Annotated in this window: 21 protein-coding genes and 1 pseudogene; 14 read left to right on the top strand and 8 right to left on the bottom strand. The window is 61.3% G+C overall.

The window, feature by feature from the left end; all coding sequences use genetic code 11:
• Window positions 1-165 precede the first annotated feature (165 nt).
• The 3 genes from ACVIJ6_RS00005 to ACVIJ6_RS00015 are packed head-to-tail and all read left to right on the top strand — an operon-like array spanning window position 166 to window position 5,545.
• Window positions 166-1,632: a tyrosine-type recombinase/integrase gene (locus ACVIJ6_RS00005; protein ID WP_456770945.1), complete on the top strand. Its 1,467-nt coding sequence runs from the start codon at window positions 166-168 to the stop codon at window positions 1,630-1,632.
• Entirely contained in the window at window positions 1,629-3,407 is a 1,779-nt protein-coding gene (locus tag ACVIJ6_RS00010; RefSeq protein ID WP_456770946.1) for a hypothetical protein, read from the top strand. The genes ACVIJ6_RS00005 and ACVIJ6_RS00010 overlap by 4 nt, the downstream gene beginning before the upstream one ends.
• Window positions 3,404-5,545, top strand: a complete 2,142-nt coding sequence (locus ACVIJ6_RS00015) for a hypothetical protein (protein ID WP_456770947.1) — start codon at window positions 3,404-3,406, stop codon at window positions 5,543-5,545. The genes ACVIJ6_RS00010 and ACVIJ6_RS00015 overlap by 4 nt, the downstream gene beginning before the upstream one ends.
• A gap of 293 nt (window positions 5,546-5,838) precedes the next feature.
• Here the strand turns inward: ACVIJ6_RS00015 and ACVIJ6_RS00020 are convergent, their stop codons facing one another.
• The 5 genes and pseudogenes from ACVIJ6_RS00020 to ACVIJ6_RS00040 all read right to left on the bottom strand — a co-directional run bounded on the left by ACVIJ6_RS00020 (window position 5,839) and on the right by ACVIJ6_RS00040 (window position 9,135).
• Window positions 5,839-6,798 (bottom strand): ArdC family protein, encoded by a 960-nt coding sequence (locus ACVIJ6_RS00020; RefSeq protein ID WP_456770948.1) that lies wholly within the window; start codon window positions 6,796-6,798, stop codon window positions 5,839-5,841.
• Between the two features lie 130 nt (window positions 6,799-6,928).
• Window positions 6,929-7,399 (bottom strand): annotated as a pseudogene (locus tag ACVIJ6_RS00025) (DUF932 domain-containing protein); the annotation flags it as partial.
• A gap of 374 nt (window positions 7,400-7,773) precedes the next feature.
• Window positions 7,774-7,965 (bottom strand): hypothetical protein, encoded by a 192-nt coding sequence (locus ACVIJ6_RS00030; protein WP_444837237.1) that lies wholly within the window; start codon window positions 7,963-7,965, stop codon window positions 7,774-7,776.
• A 132-nt stretch (window positions 7,966-8,097) separates the two neighbouring features.
• A complete protein-coding gene (locus ACVIJ6_RS00035) occupies window positions 8,098-8,595 on the bottom strand; it encodes a thermonuclease family protein (protein WP_444837238.1) in 498 nt (165 codons plus the stop codon).
• A 45-nt stretch (window positions 8,596-8,640) separates the two neighbouring features.
• On the bottom strand, window positions 8,641-9,135 hold the full coding sequence (locus ACVIJ6_RS00040; protein ID WP_444837239.1) for a hypothetical protein: 495 nt from the start codon (window positions 9,133-9,135) through the stop codon (window positions 8,641-8,643).
• 113 nt (window positions 9,136-9,248) lie between these two features.
• Here ACVIJ6_RS00040 and ACVIJ6_RS00045 point away from each other — a divergent pair, with 113 nt between their 5' ends.
• The 7 genes from ACVIJ6_RS00045 to ACVIJ6_RS00075 all read left to right on the top strand — a co-directional run bounded on the left by ACVIJ6_RS00045 (window position 9,249) and on the right by ACVIJ6_RS00075 (window position 14,997).
• A complete protein-coding gene (locus ACVIJ6_RS00045) occupies window positions 9,249-9,455 on the top strand; it encodes a hypothetical protein (protein ID WP_444837240.1) in 207 nt (68 codons plus the stop codon).
• 23 nt (window positions 9,456-9,478) lie between these two features.
• Window positions 9,479-9,775 carry a hypothetical protein gene (locus tag ACVIJ6_RS00050; protein ID WP_444837241.1) on the top strand — a complete coding sequence of 99 codons (297 nt, stop codon included), beginning with the start codon at window positions 9,479-9,481 and terminating at the stop codon, window positions 9,773-9,775.
• An 87-nt stretch (window positions 9,776-9,862) separates the two neighbouring features.
• Window positions 9,863-10,525 (top strand): SOS response-associated peptidase, encoded by a 663-nt coding sequence (locus ACVIJ6_RS00055; RefSeq protein WP_444837242.1) that lies wholly within the window; start codon window positions 9,863-9,865, stop codon window positions 10,523-10,525.
• Between the two features lie 129 nt (window positions 10,526-10,654).
• Window positions 10,655-12,727, top strand: a complete 2,073-nt coding sequence (locus tag ACVIJ6_RS00060; protein ID WP_444837243.1) for an ATP-dependent helicase — start codon at window positions 10,655-10,657, stop codon at window positions 12,725-12,727.
• Between the two features lie 79 nt (window positions 12,728-12,806).
• Entirely contained in the window at window positions 12,807-13,328 is a 522-nt protein-coding gene (locus ACVIJ6_RS00065; RefSeq protein ID WP_444837244.1) for a hypothetical protein, read from the top strand.
• Window positions 13,329-13,390: 62 nt separating this feature from the next.
• Complete coding sequence (locus tag ACVIJ6_RS00070; RefSeq protein WP_456770949.1) at window positions 13,391-13,552, top strand: hypothetical protein; 162 nt, start codon at window positions 13,391-13,393, stop codon at window positions 13,550-13,552.
• 32 nt (window positions 13,553-13,584) lie between these two features.
• Window positions 13,585-14,997, top strand: coding sequence for an SEC-C metal-binding domain-containing protein (locus ACVIJ6_RS00075; RefSeq protein ID WP_444837246.1), 1,413 nt, complete (start codon window positions 13,585-13,587; stop codon window positions 14,995-14,997).
• Between the two features lie 33 nt (window positions 14,998-15,030).
• Here ACVIJ6_RS00075 and ACVIJ6_RS00080 read toward each other — a convergent pair whose 3' ends face one another.
• The 3 genes from ACVIJ6_RS00080 to ACVIJ6_RS00090 form a co-directional block, all read right to left on the bottom strand.
• A complete protein-coding gene (locus ACVIJ6_RS00080) occupies window positions 15,031-16,797 on the bottom strand; it encodes an SIR2 family protein (RefSeq protein WP_444837247.1) in 1,767 nt (588 codons plus the stop codon).
• A 116-nt stretch (window positions 16,798-16,913) separates the two neighbouring features.
• Window positions 16,914-17,462: a type II toxin-antitoxin system VapC family toxin gene (locus ACVIJ6_RS00085; protein WP_444837248.1), complete on the bottom strand. Its 549-nt coding sequence runs from the start codon at window positions 17,460-17,462 to the stop codon at window positions 16,914-16,916.
• Window positions 17,425-18,495: a helix-turn-helix domain-containing protein gene (locus tag ACVIJ6_RS00090; protein WP_444837249.1), complete on the bottom strand. Its 1,071-nt coding sequence runs from the start codon at window positions 18,493-18,495 to the stop codon at window positions 17,425-17,427. The genes ACVIJ6_RS00085 and ACVIJ6_RS00090 overlap by 38 nt, the downstream gene beginning before the upstream one ends.
• Window positions 18,496-18,682: 187 nt before the next feature.
• On the opposite strand from ACVIJ6_RS00090, the gene ACVIJ6_RS00095 reads away from it, so the two are divergent.
• The 4 genes from ACVIJ6_RS00095 to ACVIJ6_RS00110 all read left to right on the top strand — a co-directional run bounded on the left by ACVIJ6_RS00095 (window position 18,683) and on the right by ACVIJ6_RS00110 (window position 20,494).
• Window positions 18,683-18,937 carry a multiubiquitin domain-containing protein gene (locus tag ACVIJ6_RS00095; RefSeq protein ID WP_212101781.1) on the top strand — a complete coding sequence of 85 codons (255 nt, stop codon included), beginning with the start codon at window positions 18,683-18,685 and terminating at the stop codon, window positions 18,935-18,937.
• The gene (locus tag ACVIJ6_RS00100; protein ID WP_444837250.1) at window positions 18,912-19,619 is read left to right on the top strand and encodes a DUF6791 domain-containing protein; all 708 of its coding nucleotides are present in this window, start codon (window positions 18,912-18,914) and stop codon (window positions 19,617-19,619) included. Before ACVIJ6_RS00095 ends, ACVIJ6_RS00100 begins: the two co-directional genes overlap by 26 nt.
• A gap of 84 nt (window positions 19,620-19,703) precedes the next feature.
• A complete protein-coding gene (locus tag ACVIJ6_RS00105; RefSeq protein ID WP_444837251.1) occupies window positions 19,704-20,087 on the top strand; it encodes a hypothetical protein in 384 nt (127 codons plus the stop codon).
• Entirely contained in the window at window positions 20,084-20,494 is a 411-nt protein-coding gene (locus ACVIJ6_RS00110; protein WP_444837252.1) for a DUF6527 family protein, read from the top strand. The genes ACVIJ6_RS00105 and ACVIJ6_RS00110 overlap by 4 nt, the downstream gene beginning before the upstream one ends.
• The last annotated feature ends 1 nt before the right edge of the window (window position 20,495 follow it).

Raw genomic sequence — 20,495 nt, forward strand, 5'->3', positions numbered from 1 at the left:
CGTTATCCAGACTCTGTGTACCTGTCTCACAGACGTCAGGGTTGGCGATTAGTATCGCCGATGGTCAGACACACAGAATCGTCGAGTGATGCCGGTGCGAAGTTTTTGCCGGGGGCGGGCTCGAGCCCGTCCCCGGCAAAAACTTCGGCGCCGTTGGGAGGTCCTTTGCCGCAGTTATTCTTCACCGATCTTTCCGCCATGCACCGCTCCGTGACGGTCCACGGCACGACATACGAGTTGTCCTCAGACGAGATAGCGGCCGCGGACAACGTTGGCCTCATCGAGGGCATGCCGTTCATTCTGGGAAGCGACGGTGGCTACGATCACAACCTCAACCGTTTCCTCCGATCCTGCCCGACCATGGGCGTGCGCTCGATGAACAGCCTTCGCGCCTATGCGCGGGACATCGTCGTCTGGATGCGCTTCCTCGAAGAGCGGCGGAACGGCAAGTCTCTCTGGTCAGCCGATCGCGATGACATCGCCGCATTCCACGAAGCCCGGCGCATGTCTGAACCGCCGTTCCGGATATCGGCCTCATCCTGGAACCGGATGATCGCGGCGCTCGACAAGCTTTATCGCTGGGCAGTCGACGAGAAGATCATTGCCGCCGCTCCGTTCACCTATCGGCAGCTCTGGTCACGCGCGGCGGCGGCGTCAGGTGCGGTCGTCGCCATGGCGGTAAACTGCGCCAAGGAAAGCGGTGCCCGCAAGGGCGACATGCGCTTCCTCGACATGCCGAGCTATCTGGTGTTCCGCGAGGTCGGGCTGCGCGGCAGGCTTCCAGACGGCCGGGAAGACCCGACATGGCGAGGCCGCAACGGAGAGCGCAATGCGCTGTTTGCGGAACTGCTGATCACGACCGGCCTGCGGCTGCAGGAAGCGTCGAGCCTATTGCTGAGCGAACTACCGGAACTGGACACCCACCCTGTTTCCACTTCCCGATCTCTGTCCTTCCGACTGGCTGCTGCTACTGCGAAGGGTTCCCGCGGCCGGGATATCCGCATGCCGATCCGCCTGATCGGGCGATTGCAGGATTACGCCCGCATCGAACGGGAGAACGCCTTTGCGCGTGCGCGGCGAAGAGGTCGCATCTGCTGGATCGATCGCGCTATTCCGGTGGCCGGATATGAGCACCGTGCTCTTCGGCTGGCCGCCGGCGATCGCACGGTGAGGGTAAGCGTCGATCAGGTGACGCCTTTGGAGCGGACGCGCCTTGTCGACGCGGGGACGGGCGTGCCGCTGGCGCTCTGGCTGACGGAAGACGGCGAGCCGATGCCGATGGCATCATGGGAAGCCGTGTTCGGGCGTGCCAGCGAGAGATGCCGTCGCTTCGGCTTCGCGGACATGCACGTCACCCCTCACATGCTGCGCCACAGCTTTGCCGTCCACATGCTGACGCTGCTTCTGCGCGAGCAGGTCTCCTGGGTGGTCAGCGAGCGATCGCGGCATCTTGGTTCCGCCTATCGCCGGATGATCGGCGATCCTCTGCTGAAGCTGCAAAGATTGATGGGGCATAGCAGGATCGAGAGCACCTACATCTATCTCGATCACCTCGCGGACAGCCAGGAGATCGTTGATGCGGCGGCGGGCAATCTCGGCCTCGACGCAACCTCCGGGGAACTGGCGCCATGAGCCGGGGGCGATGGGCGACATTCCCGCCCCGGCCCGACGCGCCGGACGAGAGCACCGTTACCGGCGTGATCGTTGCCGATCCACGCCGCTTCGCAGTGCGCATCGACACGGGCGATAAGCAGGTCGTGGATCTCAGTTCCTGGTCGAACCCGTCCTTCGTTGCCGAGATCGCCCCGCTGGTGCGGGAACGCATCCGTCAGATGGGGCCGACGCCGATCGGGCGCTCGGTGCAGCGCAAGGTGCTCAATCTCCGCCGGTTCTGGTCGTTCCTGGATGATCGGAAGATCTTCCTGCGCGGACTGGGCGACATCACCGTCGAGTTGATCAACGATTATGAGTCATGGCTCGACCAGAATGCCGGAAGCCGACTTTTCCAGCGGCATCTTCTCGCGGCGCTGATCAGCGTGCTCCGCATCGCGGCCGAGGATCGTGCCGACACGCTGACGCCCGAAGTGATATCCCGCCTGCGCTATCTCGGTCATGGCGACAGCGGCGGCAGCCGGCCCCGCGACGCCTATAGCGGCGGCATCGCCGATGCACTGCGAGCCGCGGCACGGGCTCAAATCGCTGAAGCTCGCCAGCGCATTGCGCTCGGTGACGATGTTCCGCCGCCTCCGCCGGGAGTGGATTCATGCGCGCGGCTGCGCGTTCATCATGACGCCGTCATCGCCGAGATCGTGCGATCCGGGCAGATCGAGACGCGGCACCCTGCCTTCAAGCGCTTCGTCAATCTCGCTGCCTATCGCAAGGTCGATCGCAGAATCGAAGTGCCGCATCGCGGGTTCCACCTCACGCCGATCGACCTTGCGGCGTTCATGACCCTGCTATCGCTGGAGACAGGCATGGAGATGGAATGCCTGATCCGCCTGAAGGCCGACTGCCTGCGCAATCCCACCAGGGGCTATGTCGAGATCGAGTATTACAAGCGCCGGGCACGGGGCTCGGAATGGAAGCGTCTGCGAGTTCGGGACGGGTCGAGCGCCACGCCCGGCGGGCTGGTCAGAATGGCGATCGCGCTCACCGAACGTGCTCGGCGTCACACCGGGTCGGATCGTCTGTGGGTACTCTGGACTATCGACGGCCTGCGCCCGGCCAACGAAGAAGGCGGCCAGGGCATCGCCACCTTCGTCGATCGCTACCACCTCGTTGATGACGACGGCGCGCCGCTGCGGCTGCGACTGTCGCGGTTGCGCAAGACCCACAAGGCCGAATGGTATCGACGCACGAACGGCCAACTCGAGCAGTTCGCCGTCGGTCACTCGATTGGCGTCGCGGCCCGTCACTACGCGGACATTCCAGCTCTGCGTCATGTTCACGAGCAGACCCTTGCTGATGCGTTCCACGATGCCCTCGACGCTGCGCTGAAGCCGACGATTGCCACGAGCGAGCGGGACGACCTTGTCGTGGAGCGGCAAGAACCGCCTCCGTCGACGGAGGAACAGGATGTCTGGCTCGCGCGATGCGGCGGCTTTTACGAGAGCCCGTTCACGGAAGCCGGCAAACCCTGCCCGACCCCGTTCTGGGGCTGCCTCGAATGCGAGAATGCCGTGATCACAGAACGCAAGCTTCCGGCCCTCATTGCATTCCAGTCCTTCATGACCGATCAGCGCGCCGTCCTCGACGCCGCCGAGTGGTCGATCAAGTTCGGCCGCCCCTGGCATCGCATCACGAAGCAGATCCTGCCCGCCTTTACGCCGCAGGCCGTTGAAGCGGCACGGATCGCGGAGCAAGAGCCGACGGTCCTCTATCTACCGGTGGAGGCGACGGCACGATGACGGCGATCAACAGCGCGCAGGCTACAGGCTCGTCGGCGATACGCAGCCCCAGCGACATCGTGCTCTGCTCGATGAAGCTCAAGGACGGGACCGATCGGAAGACGCTCTCGCGCTTCGGCGACGACGTGTGGGATCTCGATCCGGTAATCTTCCATGTCACGGCGCGCAATGCATTCCGCACGATCGACTTCACCGACATCGCCTGTCCGGTGGAGAGATTGACGGCCAAGGAATACATCTTCGCCTGGCTCAACGAACGCCTTCCGGATCGCACGGGACGGCTGCGGCCGTTGAGCGCGCGGGCAGCGCTTGCCACCCTGCGCCAGTTCATGGCGTTCGTGCGGGAACGAGAGGGCCGGTTCGACGCCACGCTCATCGATCAGGATCTGCTCGACGCCTACCTCGCTCTCCAGAAGAACCGTTCCGTGTTGCCGACACGTGTCGGCGCCTGCCTCAGACCGGCCGCCCAGCTTCACCGGCTCGCGCGCTTCCTGACCCATGGTGGTCTCGACTTCGTGCCTTGGAACGGAACGCCGATCTTCAAGGTAGCCGGCTGCGGCGGCCGGCCATATGAGAACATGACACCCCGCATTCCCGAGCCGGTGATCGGCGGATTGCTGCGCTGGTCGCTGCGCTATGTCGAGCTGTTCTCGACCGATATCCTCGCTGCTCGCGACGAGCTCGATTCCCTTGAGGCCGCCTATGCAGCGCGCCCACGCTATGCCCGCCGCGGCAGCGTTGAAGGCCGGCTCGCCAACTGGATCGAGCGGCGACGGCAAGCGGGGCGAGGCATTCCTGTCTGGAACGAGCCCGAGCGCATGGGCGGTATCTGTGGTGCGATCGCGCTCGACCAGCGGCTCGACGGCCATGTCTTGAACATCCGATTGATCTCGTTGCAGAGCGGCGTGCATCCCACCAACCTCATCCAGAACAAGACGGCCTATGGCCTGCTTCTCGACGCTGTGAACGAACTCGGTGTCGAGCAAGGCGGCATGGACACGCCGACCTCCAACGATCCTGACAGCGGCCAACCATGGCGGTCGCGCTTCGATGCTTTTGTGCTGGCGCACGAGGAACGCCAGCTTCAGACCGCCGCCTACATCCTGTGCGCCTATCTGACCGGCATGCGCGACAGTGAAGTTCAGGCCATGCAGCCCGGTTGCCTTCAGCGCAAGCGTAGCGCCGACGGCATGATCGAACGGCTGACAATACGCAGCGTCGTCTACAAGGGTCGGCAGGAGCGCGGGGACCCGGAGGAATGGGTGACGATCGAGCCGGTCGGCCGCGCCGTGGAGATCGCCGAACGGCTGGCGGCAAGGCACAGGCCGCGGCGCAAGGACGACGGCATCTGGATCGTTTTGCATCGCGCCGTTGCGCTCGATCGTGGCGTGCCCCATGTGGTGCGGCAGATCAATCGGTATCGAGAGCATCTGGACGAGCGCTTCGGCGCCCCAGACGAGCCGACAATCCCGCTTGCCGAAGGACGGCACTGGGTCTTCAACACACGGCAGTTCCGGCGAACCGTGGCCTGGTACATCGCCAATCGGCCGTTCGGCGTGGTCGCCGGCAAGATCCAGTACAAGCATGCCTCTGTCGCAATGTTCGACGGCTATGCCGGATCGTCCGCTTCCGGCTTCCGTCAAGAGGTGGAGCAGGAACATCATCTGGGACAGCTCGACGACATCGTTGCGCATTACGAGGCGGCGCATCGCGGCGAGCGACTGGCCGGCCCCGGCGCTTCCCGCGTCAAGCACGAGATCGACCGTGTCCCGCAGGAGATCAGCTCCCTGCCGGGCGTGATCGCCGACGGCAAGCGCGTGAAGGCGATGCTCGCCCACCTCGCGCGGACGCTGCACGTCGGCTATCTGAACGACTGCTTCTTCGAGCCAGCGACCGCACTTTGCCTTGGCCCGTCGACAGGTTCGGAAAGCCAGCCCATCCTGTCGAACTGCGCCCCTGACCGCTGTCCGAACTCCTGCATTGCCCGTCGTCATCTGCCGCCATGGCAGGCCGCGATCGCACATGCCGAGGCGATGCTGGAAGAGAAGCGATTGTCGAGCGTGCAGCGGACCGCGATCCGACAGGATCGGGATCGAATGCGCAAACTGATAGCGCCGCTCTTGGAGGAACGCTCGTGAAGCCTGTCAGCACCTCGACCAAGGGAGCGCTTCGCGAAGCGCTCACCCGTCTTGTCTCAGGGAATGCGTTCAGGTCAGAGGGCCGCCTGACGGTTGCCGATCTGGCACGGGAAGCCGGTGTCAGCCGCGCAACCGCGAACCGTACTCCGGCCATACTCGCGGAACTGCGGGAGGCGGCCGAGACGGCAAAGCTATCTCGGCGTGATGAGCCCCGTCCCCCGCAAGTTGACGTGGAGCGGCAGCGGCGTGATCGGGAGAACGTGATCGCTCAGCACGCCCAGGTTCGCGCTTTGCTACAACGCGCCGACGAGAACAGGAGAAGCAAGGTTGTCCGCCTCCGTCTCATCGGTGACGCTGGATGACGCGGGCGCAGGTTGCTGTTCGTGCATCCAATCGGCTGCCTGCTGTGCCTTGCCGGCAGCCGTGAAGATGGCGCGGGGGTCGTCCTTCAATACCTTGATCCACGAGGCAATGTACGCGGCATGATCAGGGCGCGGATGGTGGGCGATGCCGAGATCGGCCAGCACAAGCCCGCTGAGAATCTCCACACAGCACTCCTCGGCCGCGTAGGCAGCCGAGCCGAACCGGCCCGAGAGATCGCGGTCAAGCCTGTGCTTTGCCCCGCAGGCGTGGCCGTTCTCATGCAGCCAGACCCCATAAAACGACGCGGCATCCCGGAAAGAAGCGAAGTCCGGCATGAACACCGTGTCCGACGAAGGAACGTAGCAGGCTTCCGAACCACCGAACACGGTCTTGATCCCGAGGTTGGCGATGAAGGCCTCGGCGTGGGCCAGACGCTCTTCCTCTGGCAGGATGCTCGTCGGCTGACGTTCGTATCCATCCACCTGCACGATGTTAAACACCGAGAAGGCCCGGGCGAACATCCGAACGCGGCCGCTGTCGTCGCCATCAGCGTCATCCGCCGAGTCGGACGAAGCAATCTGCTTCCACAACACGACGGTGGTCGAGCGTTCGCCCTTGCGCACCTGCGCTCCGGCGTCCTGCCATTGCCGATAGGTGCCCCACAGGCCATCGCTGTAACCGTTGGCCATGGCTGCGACCCAAAGCGCCAGCGTGTTGATGCCGCGATAGCGCTTGTTCGATGCGACGTTGGTTGGACGGGCGGCGCTGGTTCCGTTGTGGAACCACGGCGCACGCCAATCACCTGCACCTTCTTCGATTGCTGCAATGATCTCGGCGGTGATGCGCGTGTAAACGTCGGCACGCGCTCCGGACTGTATCCTGGACGACATCGTGAAAGCTCCTTGGGAGCGACGCAAGCACACGGGATCGCCGCCACTTGCGGACGGCGTCGGGCTCAACGTCGGTGGAATGGGATCAGTGAAAAGCCGGTGAGACAGCTTGACTGTTTAGATAAATGACGTAGTCTGGGCTCGTGACGGCGCGAAGCTCGACTCGGCCATCGTCAGTTTCGAGCGTCTTGATCTGTTCGGCCCGATTGGCGGTCAGGCCATATTGCAGGTTGATCCCTGCGAGTGCCGCGGGAAGTTGCCGCAGGTAAGCGGCCGGCGCGCCAACCTGGCTTGCAAGCTGGCCGAAGCTCCAGTGGGTCGGCGCGACTGGCCTGTCCGAGCCGGGCAACATCAGCGCCAAGCGCTCCGGGTCCTCGCGGCTTGCCTCCACATGGATGAGCGCGCTTTCCACGACGCGCGTCCGGCTGCGGTCCGTGCGATCACGTACCGTGCGGGCCAGTTCGTTGAGCGACAGATAACGCTGATCCGCCGGACGGGAAAACCACTCCGAGGACACCCGACCGACGCGCTCTCCGCGACTCACATCCACTCTGTAACCGCCGTCGGCGTCGCGGCGGGCATCAAGAACCTGCGTATTCATGGGAGCAATCTCCATGACGGGCGCCGGAAGACTCTCCTCCGGTCCTCAACCCGTCACGGCAAGCGCCGCCCCACTCTTCCTCTCTCCTGCATCGTCTATCGCCGACGCCGACGAAATTCCGCTCCCGCCGCATCTTCCGTCAGGGATGGAAGCCCGAAGGGTGAAAACCCGGCTCAAGCCGGGTTTTAGCGTCAGCCGACAGCCCGGTCCCGCAGGGAGACGGCAAACCACTGGGCTGCCGATCAGCAAAGTCTGACGATGAACCTATTGCGCTTTTCTCAAGCCATACGATTCTGCGTGCCCACGAGCATCCGCATGTGGATTTCAGCAACAGGTATCGTCACAGCGGTTGCCCCTCCAAGCCGATGCCAGACTCAGGTCAGCTCGACGTCCTCGCGCGTCTGCGTCTGCGCGTCATAGATTCTGATTCTGAGCATGGGAAAACGCTTTTTCAGTTCTTCCGCGCCCATCTTGGCTCCGTCCCTGGTCGCAAATTCGGCCTTGAGTCGACCATCAACTTCCAGCGCATAACCTGACGCCGGTAATTCACGGGCAGCAGCAACCATCTCATTCCCTTTGCGCAGTGAGGAGGTGATGGCAACTGCTTAGCGCGAGTCGCACAAATCGCACCAGCTCACTCCGATGTTGATTTGGCCCTCTTAACTCTTGAAACTCCGATTCGCTGCATGAAGGCGCATTCAGGGATGTGCGTTCGCATCATCCGAGCAGTTGGAAGGGGTGCCGCCCGCCCTGATGCACACGCGGAACAACCATGGGGCCACGTAGCTGCCTGCCCACATGCCGCGGCCCGCACGATCGGCATCGCGCTCGGCAGCGGCATACCTCCCTTTCGAATATTGCGGCCAATCCAGCGCGAGATCATTGCGAACAAGCCATTCCCCGAGATCGGTGCCGCCAACCGAACAGGTCGCTACACTCCGTCCGTATTGATCCTCGGATACGCGTGTACAATTGACCGGCCGCCGTGCGATGAAGGTGTCGAGATCATTGGCTGCGTTCGCGCCGCAGCGATACAGGTTGCTGTCCGAATCTCGGCATAGCTGGCTGCTCTCAGGGGCATCGACTCCCCAGAGCCGGATGCGCGTCCCATGAATTTCCAGCGTGTCGCCGTCAATGACGCTGGCCTGCCCCACGAATTCGTCGGCCACCACCGCGCTCGACAGCAGCAGGAGCATCGATACAAGGACTCGGCGTTTGCTCATGATGTTCGCTACCATCGATTAGCGTAGATCGCGGAGATTGGATTTCGGCCAGTTCTTAGGCGGCTTCAATGCAGGCAGGTTCACTGGCCGCTCGGGATAGTGAAACTCCGTGCCGCGCAGCCAGCGCCCCTCGAACCGCTCCCAGAACAGGATGGCATCCATCTGCCAGGTAAACTCGTAGACTCTCCAAACGCCGTCATTCTCAATCACCTCGCCGGTCGCATTGAGCGGCAGGCTGTTCAACCTGCAGAGCGCGTAGATTTCATCCCAGTGCTCGCGGATGTAACGGTCTTCGAGCGCGACGTGGTATGGCCGGTCTTCGCGCCAGCGCGGTCCGCCGCCCCGCGGATAGAAGCCCTGGCGCGGCATCATGAATTCGGGAATGCGTGCGATCGCCTTACCGATGCGGCGGGCCTCATCGGCGGATAGCTTGCTGACGCCGAAGCTGTAGCGCTGCGCGTCATCACGGCAATAGAGCCATGCCAAGGTCACGCCGTTGGCGTCCTTGACCACGTAGCACTCCGAATTTTCCCGGATCAGCGTCCAGGGCGGCTTGAAACGGCGGCTTGACTCCATGAGAACAAAATAGGAACATACGCCATCGACGGTCAACCTGGAACAGAGCCATGTTCTCGGTCTCTCAGCCGAACGAACAGGACGATGGTCTTGAAGCCGCCGTTGACCAGGCAATCGCCGTCTGCGACGGCGATCCGCGTGCGGCTGTTCGCGCGCTAATCATTGCGAACAATCTCTTGGAATCGGAGATAGCGGAGTTGAGGAAGGCCGTATCGCATGCTTACACACGCGGACGCTTTCGGACCTACACAGGATAGAGTCAGAGTGTGGTGACGCAGCGATGAAACATCAGGACAGGCTTTCCTTCATCACGGACGATCAGGCCGAGCAGATGGGAGCCGACATGGCGATCCAGTTCATGCTCGCGACACTGTTTCAGCTCCTGTCGGAAATGGCGGATGACCCGCGTGGCTTCCGTATGGATGTACATAGGGAACTTACCGATCTCGTGGCGAGCTATAAGCTGCCACCGATGCCAGGGGATACTGAGCGAAAGGTTCGAGCTGCCGCCTGCAAGATTCTCGACGGCATCATGATGCGATCATTTGAACAGAACGGGGTGAGGAAGTCATCGTGACGGCTGGACATGCAGACCAAGCGATGTTCGGTCACGCAGAGCGCCGCGGCCTGGCAATGTCGTTGTCCGTCGTGAGCGACCGCTGAAATGTGCAATTTATATTCAATCACGACCAACCAGGCGGCGATTGCCGGCCTGTTCAGACGCATGAACCAGTACGTAGGCAACCTGCCGGCGATGCCCGGTGTTTTTCCGGACTATCCGGCACCGGTGGTCCGCAATTTCGGCGATGCTGAAGAGATGGTGTCGATGCGGTGGGGCATGCCGCCGCCACCAAGGACCGGCGGTCCGCCGGTAACTAATATTCGCAACACGTCCTCTCCCCACTGGCGCGGCTGGCTAAAGCCAGAGAACCGCTGCCTTGTGCCGGCGAACAGCTTCGCCGAGTACGCGCCCGAAATGAACCCGGAGACCAAGAAGAAAGACGTCGTCTGGTTTGCGCTCGACGACAGCCGACCGCTGTTCATGTTCGCCGGCATCTGGACCGAGTTCAAGGGCGATCGCGGCACGAAGTCGAAGCCGATCCCCGGCCCTCACCTCGTCTATGGTTTCTTAACGACATCACCGAACGCGATCGTCGCGCCGATCCATCCGAAGGCAATGCCGGTGATCCTGACGACCGAGGAGGAACGCGACGTCTGGATGCGCGCTCCGTGGGATGAGGCGAAGGCGCAGCAGCGTCCTTTACCTGACGAGGCGCTAAAGATCGTCCTGCGCGGCGAAGACAAGGAAGACAAGGCGGCGGCGTAGGCCCGTATGCATGGAGCGCCGGAACACAGGGAGCGACAAGGACGCTCTCTACTGGGGTCGCAGCGTGGATGATCTCATTGCGATTTGAGCGAGAATCATCGAGCGTGCAGTTCTAACAGGGGGACGATCGTGCTCGCGTCGACGGCCGCATCATATCTTGAGACGCTCAACCCGGAACAGCGTCGAGCCGTCGAGCACGGGGTCACCGCTGACAGTCATGTCGGAGCTCCCCTGCTGGTCATCGCTGGCGCCGGATCCGGCAAGACGAATACCCTTGCCCACCGTGTTGCCCACCTCATCGTCAGCGGCGCCGACCCGCGTCGGATCTTGCTGATGACGTTCTCGCGGCGCGCTGCATCCGAGATGTCAAGGCGCGTCGAGCGGATCGCTCGTAAGGTGCTTGGCGCTGATGCCGGGATCATGACGGACGCGCTCAGTTGGGCCGGCACGTTCCATGGTATCGGTGCCCGGCTGCTTCGCGAATATGCCGACCAGATCGGCCTCAACCCTGCATTTACCATTCACGATCGTGAGGACTCGGCCGATCTGATGAATCTGGTCAGGCACGAGCGCGGGCTCTCGAAGACCGAAAGCCGCTTTCCTACGAAAGGCACGTGCCTTTCGATCTATTCACGCTGCGTCAACGCCGAGGCCGAGCTGGACCAGGTGCTCGGAGCGTCTTACCTGTGGTGCGCCGGCTGGGCCAATGAACTCAAGGAACTTTTCGCGGCGTACGTCGAGGCCAAGCAGAAGCACAACGTTCTCGATTACGATGATCTCCTGCTCTACTGGGCACAGATGATGTCCGATGCCGGCATCGCCGACGATGTCGGCGGCCGCTTCGATCATGTCCTCGTCGACGAATATCAGGACACGAACCGTCTGCAGTCATCGGTTCTGCTCGCTTTGAAGCCGGGAGGCCGTGGCCTCACCGTGGTCGGCGACGATGCGCAATCGATCTATTCCTTCCGCGCCGCGACTGTCCGTAACATCCTGGACTTCCCCGACCAGTTCAGTCCAATGGCGGAGATCATCACCCTGGACCGCAACTATCGTTCGACGCAGCCGATCCTTTCCGCGGCAAATGGCGTCATCGATCTCGCGAGGGAGCGCTTCACCAAGAACCTGTGGACGGAGCGGACCTCGTCGGAAAAACCTCGCCTCATCGCGGTGCGGGACGAGGCGGACCAGGCGCGGTACATCGTCGAGCGCATTCTCGAAACCCGCGAGGAAGGGGCTCTCCTCAAACAACAGGCGGTGCTTTTCCGTACGTCCTCGCACAGCGGGGCGCTGGAGGTCGAACTCACCCGTCGCAACATCCCGTTCGTGAAGTTCGGCGGTCTGAAGTTTCTCGACGCGGCGCACGTCAAGGACCTGCTCGCACTGCTGCGGTTCGTCGAGAATCCCCGCGATAGGGTCGCTGGGTTCCGCGTGTTGCACCTGTTGCCGGGTATCGGTCCTGCTTCCGCGCAGCGCATCCTCGATCAGACGGCAGAGGCCACCGACCCGCTCGGCGCGCTCTGTACCCTTCCCTCCCCGCCTCGCGCTGGCGACGGTTGGGCCAATTTCGTCGAAACCATCGGAAACCTTCGATATTCGGAATGGCCATCGGGCATGGAGCGTGCCCGCCTCTGGTACGAACCACATCTCGACCGTATCCACGAAGACGCCGAAGTCCGTCGCGCCGACCTCGTTCAACTTGAACAGATAGCCGGCGGATACCTTTCGCGCGAACGCTTCCTCACCGAACTCACCCTGGATCCGCCGGATGCGACGAGCGACCAGGCCGGCGTGCCGTTTTTAGACGAGGACTATCTCATCCTGTCGACCATCCACTCGGCAAAAGGCCAGGAATGGAAGTCGGTGTACGTCCTCAACGTGGTCGACGGCTGCATGCCATCCGACCTGGGAGCCGGCACCTCCGCCGAACTCGAGGAGGAGCGCCGCCTGCTCTACGTCGCGATGACGCGTGCAAAGGACCATCTCCATCTAGTAGTGCCGCAGCGCTTCTTCGCTCACGGTCAACACTCACAGGGTGACCGGCACGTTTATGCATCGCGAACCCGCTTCATTCCCGAGAAACTGCTCGCCCTGTTCGAGCGCACGAATTGGCCGGTTGCATCCCCGGGCGCGGCCGCCCGTGGCCCAACCCAAGGCCCACGAATTGATATCGGCGCTCGCATGCGCGGGATGTGGCGCTAGCCTGTGGCTAAGACCGCGATTGGATGCGGGGTCTTTTCCTTGGACCGTTCGACTCAAAACTCCATGTTATACTGGCGCCATGAGCAAACGGCATGTTGGCAAGATCTGCGTCTACTGCGGCACCGCGCCTGCCGAGACGATGGATCACGTGTTCGCGCGGGAATTTTTCCTGGTGAGCCGCCGCGCGAACCTGCCCAAGGTGCCCACCTGCAGCGCGTGCAACGGCGTCAAGAGCGGCCACGAGCACTATTTGACCACGGTGCTGCCGTTCGCCAGCAACCATCAAGACGCGCCCCTGGTGCTGTCCCAGATGGTGGAGCGGCGCCTGGATAAGAACGCCAAGCTGAAGCGCCAACTGGCAGCCGGTCATCAGCAGGAGCTGACTCTCCAGAATGGCCTTTTCTTGCCGGCCATGACGTTGCCCTTTGACGGCGACCGTGTCGGGGAACTGTTCAAGTTCATCACCCAAGGGCTGCTCTATCACCACTTCAAGGTCATTCTCGATCGGCAAAAGACGGGATCTGGGCGGGCTTCCTCAACCGCCCCGGCGAGGAGATGCACCGGAAGCTCCTCGCGGCGCAGAATGCCCGCGCTCGGGTAAAGGGCGACATCGGCGGCGGCGCCTTCGTCTACGAGGGGGCGCAAGGCGTGGATTCCCCGGAGATGTCGATCTGGATCTTTCACCTGTTCGGCGGCATTCGCGTCAGCGGCGATGCCGCCGAGCCCGACGCCATGACGCGGGTAGTCGGCGGGGTGACCGCCTCGCAACGAGTTCTCCGGCTGCTTGATGATGGCCAAGGCTCCGACTCTCCAACAGCGGCTTAACTGCCATAAGAGAGACGAGCGAGAGCCGCAAAATGCCAATACGCAAGAAGTGGAAGCCAAAATGGAGCGAGCCATGCCCATGCGCCTCCGGGAAGAAGTACAAGGATTGCTGCTGGCGGCGCCTGCCAGACTTTGACATAGGTAAGGCATACACGGCGGCCCTACGGGAAAAGAATTTGGACCGGGCGCTTCTTGCAACACGCGCCGACGTCACGCAGTACACGATATGGCACAAGACAAACACCGCACCAGCGCTGGCGGCAGGCGGCGTCGGACTGCAGCTGCTTCGCATCGACGTGAACGCACTGGGGGCTTACGTTGGCCGCTTGTCCTCACTGTATTTTCACCTTGGGCTTTGGAAAGACTGGCCCGCCGTGCTGGATCGGCTTCGCACCAACATCCAGCATCCTGCCTGGTACAGGAAGATCGCGTATTACCTTTCGTTCTACTACCTCAGTCCCGGCGGTGATCGCGCAAAAGCCCGGCAAGAGCTGGCGAAGGCAGGCCCGATTACGAAAAAGGAAGAGGACCTTGAGCTTCTGCAGCTGTATGTCGATCTTGAATTCGATGATCTGCCATTCGCAGCTCGAATGGAAATATTAGACCGCATCCTCGAACTGGATAACGATCGCGAAAACCAGCTGCAGTATCGGGGAGCCAAAGCCGTTCAATACTTCATGATCGGTGACGCGCAAACCGCCGCGCAACAGTTGGCCGAAGTCATTGGCTTTGTGCGGCAGACCGAAGCGGATGAGCCGCTGGAGGGGTACGAGAAGCACCTATATGGCAGGCTCCTTCAACTGCTCGGCAGCTTGAAGCGTTACAAGTCGACGCTCAAGGAGTCGGCATTGCAATTTCATGCGCTGCTGCTTGAGGATCGCTGGACACAAAGCGGCAGGGCCGCCATCCAACGCGAGTTAGGCGACAGCTACCGATATGCCGATGAGTGGGATCAGGCAGAAATGGCTTATCGTCAGGCAATTGCGCTTGGCGGGTCTCACCTCGATAAGGTCCACGTCGCGGAATGCTTGCTCTATCGCAAGCAAATCGATGCTGCCGCTACCGAGATCGACACCGTAAAGCGAGAGACCCTGCCGCGACATGAGTTCGAGGATTTTGTTTTCGCTTATGCTGCAATCGCGATTTGGTCGGCAAAAACTGACCGCCTGACCGAGGCCAAAACGCTTCTTCGAGCTCTAGGTCCGGCCGAGCCAATCTTCAATGATCGCCGCCTGAACCTGCTGCTCCGGGTGACGGAAACTCTTGCCAGCGGCACCCCGTCTGCTGTGGCGAAAGCAGACAGCACGCCCAAAGGCGGGCTGGCGACAGTTGCCAGTTTCTTTGAGCTAAAGCCGAACATCGCCGGGATTGGGTTCAACTTCAACGCGATGATCGACTATTTCGCCCGAAAGAAAACCAAGGGCGAACCTAATAAGTCCGACTGATGCTGGCCCATCGCGAAAACCGCGATTCCACGACTATCGCCAGCCCATGTATGCTGCAAGACGGCTGAGACTGTCGATCGCCAGCTTGTAATAATCAGCGGACTTGTTCGCAAAACCGGCCTTGAGGATGGCGGCATTGATTTCCGGGACAGCCCAACCCTCGAGTATCTGCCGCCTGGTTTGTCCGTCCCAACCCGCGCGCCCCATGGGGCTCCAGGCGAAATCGCGACCGCCTGTTTTGCTGAGGGTCGCTTGTAAATCCTCCAGCGAGGTCGATAGCGTCAGGTGCGCCAGCGCCGCCAACATCTCAAACTCCTCAAATAACCTGGTGAACTCGCCATTCATGAAAATGAAATCGGTGCACCAGGCGGGCAGAACATCGTGGAGGTGATCGCTGAGCGGCGTCTTCCGCTTCTCTAGGCCTTCCAGGGTCTTCCAGGCGTCAGTGCCACCTCCTTCCCAAGAGCCGAGCAGTAAACGCTTTACAAGGGGTTGAGGCTCGCGTTCATGTGGCACAGTCGTCGCGAACAGCTTAAACAGGTCTCCATATCGGCGGGCCTTCAGCAACCCGATACCATAGGCATAGAAGAGCAACACGGCAGGATAGGTGCGCAGATTGATCAACACCGTCAGCCCGCCAACCACTTCGGCCTGCGAAAACCGCGCAATGTACTCGACGGCTTGCGCAAATTCGGTGCCGGTGCCCCAACGGCCGAGCACTCCAAAGATCCTGGCGAGCGGTTCGGTCAACGCCTCGTAACGGGCGACGGTTTGCGCGTAGCGCTCCGGCGACCATGCGCCGCTCGGTTCAAATTCCTTTTCCTTTATCGCCTTGGCGAGCCGCGCGGCCTCGTTACCGATCAGCTCGTCTAGCTGGATGCGAAATTCAGGCTTGCCGAGGTATTTCTTCGCGCTCGTGACCATCAGCTCAATGCTGAGCGGGTTTTCGCGCTGTAGCTCTGCCTGGGCGGAAAGCTTGCCTTCGAGGTCTTCAAAGAAGCTGTCAGCATTGTCGATCGTGATGATTCTGCCGGCCCGATGCTGCACCAGGTCGGCCGCAATCTGAGACGGCTTGCCGCGAGCAGCAAAGAATAGCGGATAGCGGCGGTTGGGCGCCCGGGTGATGCCGCCCCGGAGTGCCGCATCCCAATCGCCCGACCAGCCCGCAATGATGAGGCCGTGCTCGTCAATGATCCGGTCAAGCAAGGCGTTCGTTTCCGGCGAATAAGCGCTTAACTCCTGGTCGGTATTGCGAATCCGCGTGTCGAGATAGTCTCCATGAACCTTGACCAGGTAGCACCTGCTGTGGGTCAGCGGGACTGCGCCTTTGAGATCGTCATCTGACTTGATGACGGTGGGCTCAATGCCGGCCTCTCGCAAGGCGTTTTCCATCAGCCGGTCGAAATTGGTCGTGATGATGACGCGAATAAAGCCAGCGCGCACGAGCCTGGCGATGGCATGGTGGGCGCGCGTGGGTACCTTGCGGCCCTCCGCAATCTCTTCTTCTGTCGGCTCGATATACGAGTGCAGGATCGATCGCCGTTCATCTGGCGTGCTAGCGAGCTGATCGAGAAGCGCCGAATAGTTCGCCTCCGCGCCGTATTTGTCGCCGTACCACTTGGCCCAGTCGGGTTGGCCGGTGACGCCTTCGAGGGCCGCAACCCTCTTGATCAAGTCCAGCGTCACTTCCCAGCCGGTCGGGATATACGCTGCACGCGATACACCAGATCCCAAGAGGAGGGCATAGACCCCTTTGTTTTCGTAGACCGAGAAAGCCAGCGCTGTGATGGGATCAATCATTGAAAATCTTTCCCCAAATGATGCCAAGCGCCTTCATCGCTGCCTCAAGTCCCGGCGGTATCTGTATTCCTTGTGCTCTGCCATGCCTGTGCCCACCCCTGTTTGGTACAGCTCACTTACTTCTTGGTGAGATTCCGCAGTCTCGCGTGCAGTAGATTCGCCGGAAGCCGCACCAGCGGGTCGTCCTGCCAAGCGGTAAGGCATTGGATCAGCTTGTGAGCCGTAACGAGGCCCCGGCTGTGGATCTCATCGGTGACCCAGAGCACGCCACGAACTTCGCAGCCCTTGGCGACAGCAACAGTGCGCAATTTGCCGTCACCGGTCAGCAGGATCGATTCCTTGAGGTCCTCGGCAAGGACCAAAGAGAAGCAGTCCTCCGCACTGAGCTTGGCGTTGACGGACTGGATCGCAATGGCTCGGCCAACTTGTCCGGGATCGAGATCAATCTGTTCCAGACCAGCCCCCGTAAGACGCTGCCAGTCCTTCTCAGTGAAATCGAGAAGCTCATTGTGCGCGACAGGCAAGGCGACCACAAAACGGTAGGGCAGCTGAAGCATGACTTCAACCAGACCTACCTTATTCAGGTCGATCAGGCAGCTCGCATCATTGATGACGATGCGGCGCGGTTCACTGCTGGCCTTTGACCGCGCGCTCGACATCTGCAATGGGCCGTCTCAACAAGCCGGCAGCCTTGGTTGAGGGGATAATGCCTTCCGCCAACGCGCGATAAACATGAGTCTCGAACCGCTGAGGCTTTTCCAACCTCGCCGTTTCGCCGTCCGTACTTAGCTCTTCCGGCTCTGACTTAAGCCACGCCCGGGCCGGGGTTCGGAATAGGTTCTTCAAATTGGCCTCTGAAATGATTCCGACGTCCTTCAGTCGATATAGCAAGGCCCACATCGATACACCATAAAGGTGTTTGAGCCGAACAAGCTCTTTATAGGCGAATGCGGTTCGGCCGGTCCCGACTTCCTCCTTCAGGTGCTCTGCTGGCACCAAGAACGCGCCTGCGAACCGGTCCATCGCCTTTTCAGGTTTGGCTTTCTTGCATTCGCCGATCAGGGCGTGCGCAAGTTCGTGCGCCAGGGTAAACCTGTTGCGTTCAACGTTGACGTTGCGGCGTACCACGACGCGTATGGGTGGCTTCTTCGCTGGTCGCTTCACATGGCAGGTCAGCCCATAAAATCCGTCGTGACCGTCGATCTCAATAACCCGCACGTTCCGTTCCTCCAGCAGCGAGGTCATGCTGGGGATCGGGTCTCCGCCTAGATTCCACTTCTCGCGGAGCCAGGTGGCGCGTTTCTCCGCGTCGTCGAGATCATCGACGTCGACCGGCTTAATTTCATCCAAATCGCTGGGCTTTTCCGGCAGATCAAGGATGTCCTCGATTGCGAGGTAGCGCTCGATATGGTCGATCACTTCGGCCTCGACCAGCGCGCGCTCTTTTTCAGACGTGCCAGAGCGCTTGCGAAACTCGACGCCGTCGAGCGCAGTCACCTGATTGCTCATCAGGAAATCCAACGAGACCCCAAGCGCCTGGGCGAGCCCCACGAGGACGCTCGAACTCGGTAGCATTTCACCCAGCTCGTACTTGTTGATCGCCTGCGGCGTCACCTTCGGGGTCGCCTTCTCCGCCAAGGCCGCCAACGACAGTCCGGCCCGCAACCGCGCGAGCCGAAGCCTTTCTCCAAATGCCATGATTCCGTGTCTCCCTTCGCGTAGTTGACATTTGTCTTTTTATGTGCAATTTATCAACCAACGGTTAATATATAGGTCAAAACCTCTAGCATATCAACCGGAGTGTACCACATCTGGGCACCTTTGAGGCCGGTTAGCCACAAGAAGTGGTTCCGGCCCGGCCCGCAGATCATGAAGGAGAATCGGCATGTCCGAGACTGCAGAAAAGGTGAAGACGATCACCATCATCGTGGACGGCACCCCGCACGAGGTGCCGAAAAAGGAGAAGATCACCTACGCCGAGGTCGTGACGCTGGCGTATCCGGACTATCCGCAGCACCCCGAGATCACCTACTCGGTGACCTACACCAAGGGTCACCACGAGGGCATTCTGCCGCCGGGCGGCAGCGTCGAGGTCAAGGACGGGATGGAGTTCCGTGTTAATCGAACTGGCCAATCATAACGACGACATCCGCCGACTCCTCGAAAAGGGCTATGCCCTGAGGTTCGACAGCGGCTATCTGGTCGTGCGCTACATTCCCTACCTGGACGCCAACAAGGCGCTCCAGGTAGGGGCGATCGTCACCAAGCTCGTGTTCATCGACAAGATGCGCGTCCAGCAACAGGACCACCAAGTATTTTTCGCCGGGTCGGCGCCACACGGCCTCGATGGCCAACCCGTCCCCAATCTGGGCGGCGGTGCCGCGTCACTCGCACTGACCAAGACCGATGTCGTGGTCGAGCGAAGCTTCTCGAACAAGCCGCCGCCGGGCCACTTCCCCGACTTCTTCGCCAAGATCGAGCACTACCTGAACCTCGTCGGCGGGCCGGCGATGAGCCTCCACGGCTTCAATCCCTTCACGTTCCGGGTTGACCACGACGTGGTCGCCGATTCGGTGTTCAAGTTTCAGGACACCATGACCAGCCGCGCCGAGATCGGCGATCTCGCTGCCGTTTTCAAGAACGAGGTCATTGCGATCATCGGCCTCGGTGGCACCGGCTGCTTCGTCCTGGACTTCACGGTCAAGACGCCGGTCCAGGAGATTCGCGGCTTCGACGGCGACTTCTACTACGTCCATAACGCCTACCGCTCGCCGGGCCATCTCGACGAGCAGGATCTCGGCAAGGCCAAGGCTGAGGTTTAACAGCGGCGGTACGAAAACTTCCGCAAGAATCTCAAGCTGGAGAAGAAGTATATCGACCGCTCGTCGGCCGCCGACCTTCAAGGTGTGACCTTTGCGTTCGTCTGCGTCGACAAAGGCTCGGCGCGGGCAGAGATCTTCGAGCTGCTGATCAGCCTTGGGATTCCCTTCATCGATGTCGGTATGGGTCTGAACCGGAAGGAAGGGCCACTCGCCGGAACGTTGCGCGCGACCTACTACCCGCCGGACAAGGCGGCGCAAGTCCGCGACATGCAGCTCGCCGAGCTGGCGGACCATCCTGATGATGAATACCGCGCCCAGGTCCAGATTTCCGAGCTGAATGCCATGAACGCCTTCCTGGCGGTCATGCGCTACAAGCAGCTGCGGGGATTCTATCTCGACAAGCAGGCGCCCTTTCACATGCTTTTCGACACCGCCGAGATCAAGCTGTTCCGCCAGGAGGGGCCGTGAACACCATCAAGCTTGAGCGGGTCCAGTACATCCCTAAGCAGCTCTCCCCCGGCATTCTCTATGTGACGGAGCGATATTCCGTGGCCGCGCATCTGTGCGCCTGTGGCTGCGGCAACAAGGTGGTAACCCCTCTTGGTCCCGTGGAATGGTCGCTCTCGGAAAACGGCGACCTGCCGTCGCTCTGGCCGTCGATCGGGAATTGGCAGCTCCCCTGCCGATCCCACTACATCATCAGCCACGGCCAGATTAACTGGGCGGGCGCCTGGGCGGACGCGCAGATCCTAGCTGGCCGTCGCGCTGAGGAGCAGCAGCGGCAAGCTTATTATGCCGAGAAGTCTCAGTTGGGTACTTTTGCGAAGATCTGGGATTGGATATTGCGCGCGATACGGAAATTGTTCGGAGGTTGAA

It is taken from the genome of Bradyrhizobium sp. USDA 4369 (assembly GCF_054056435.1).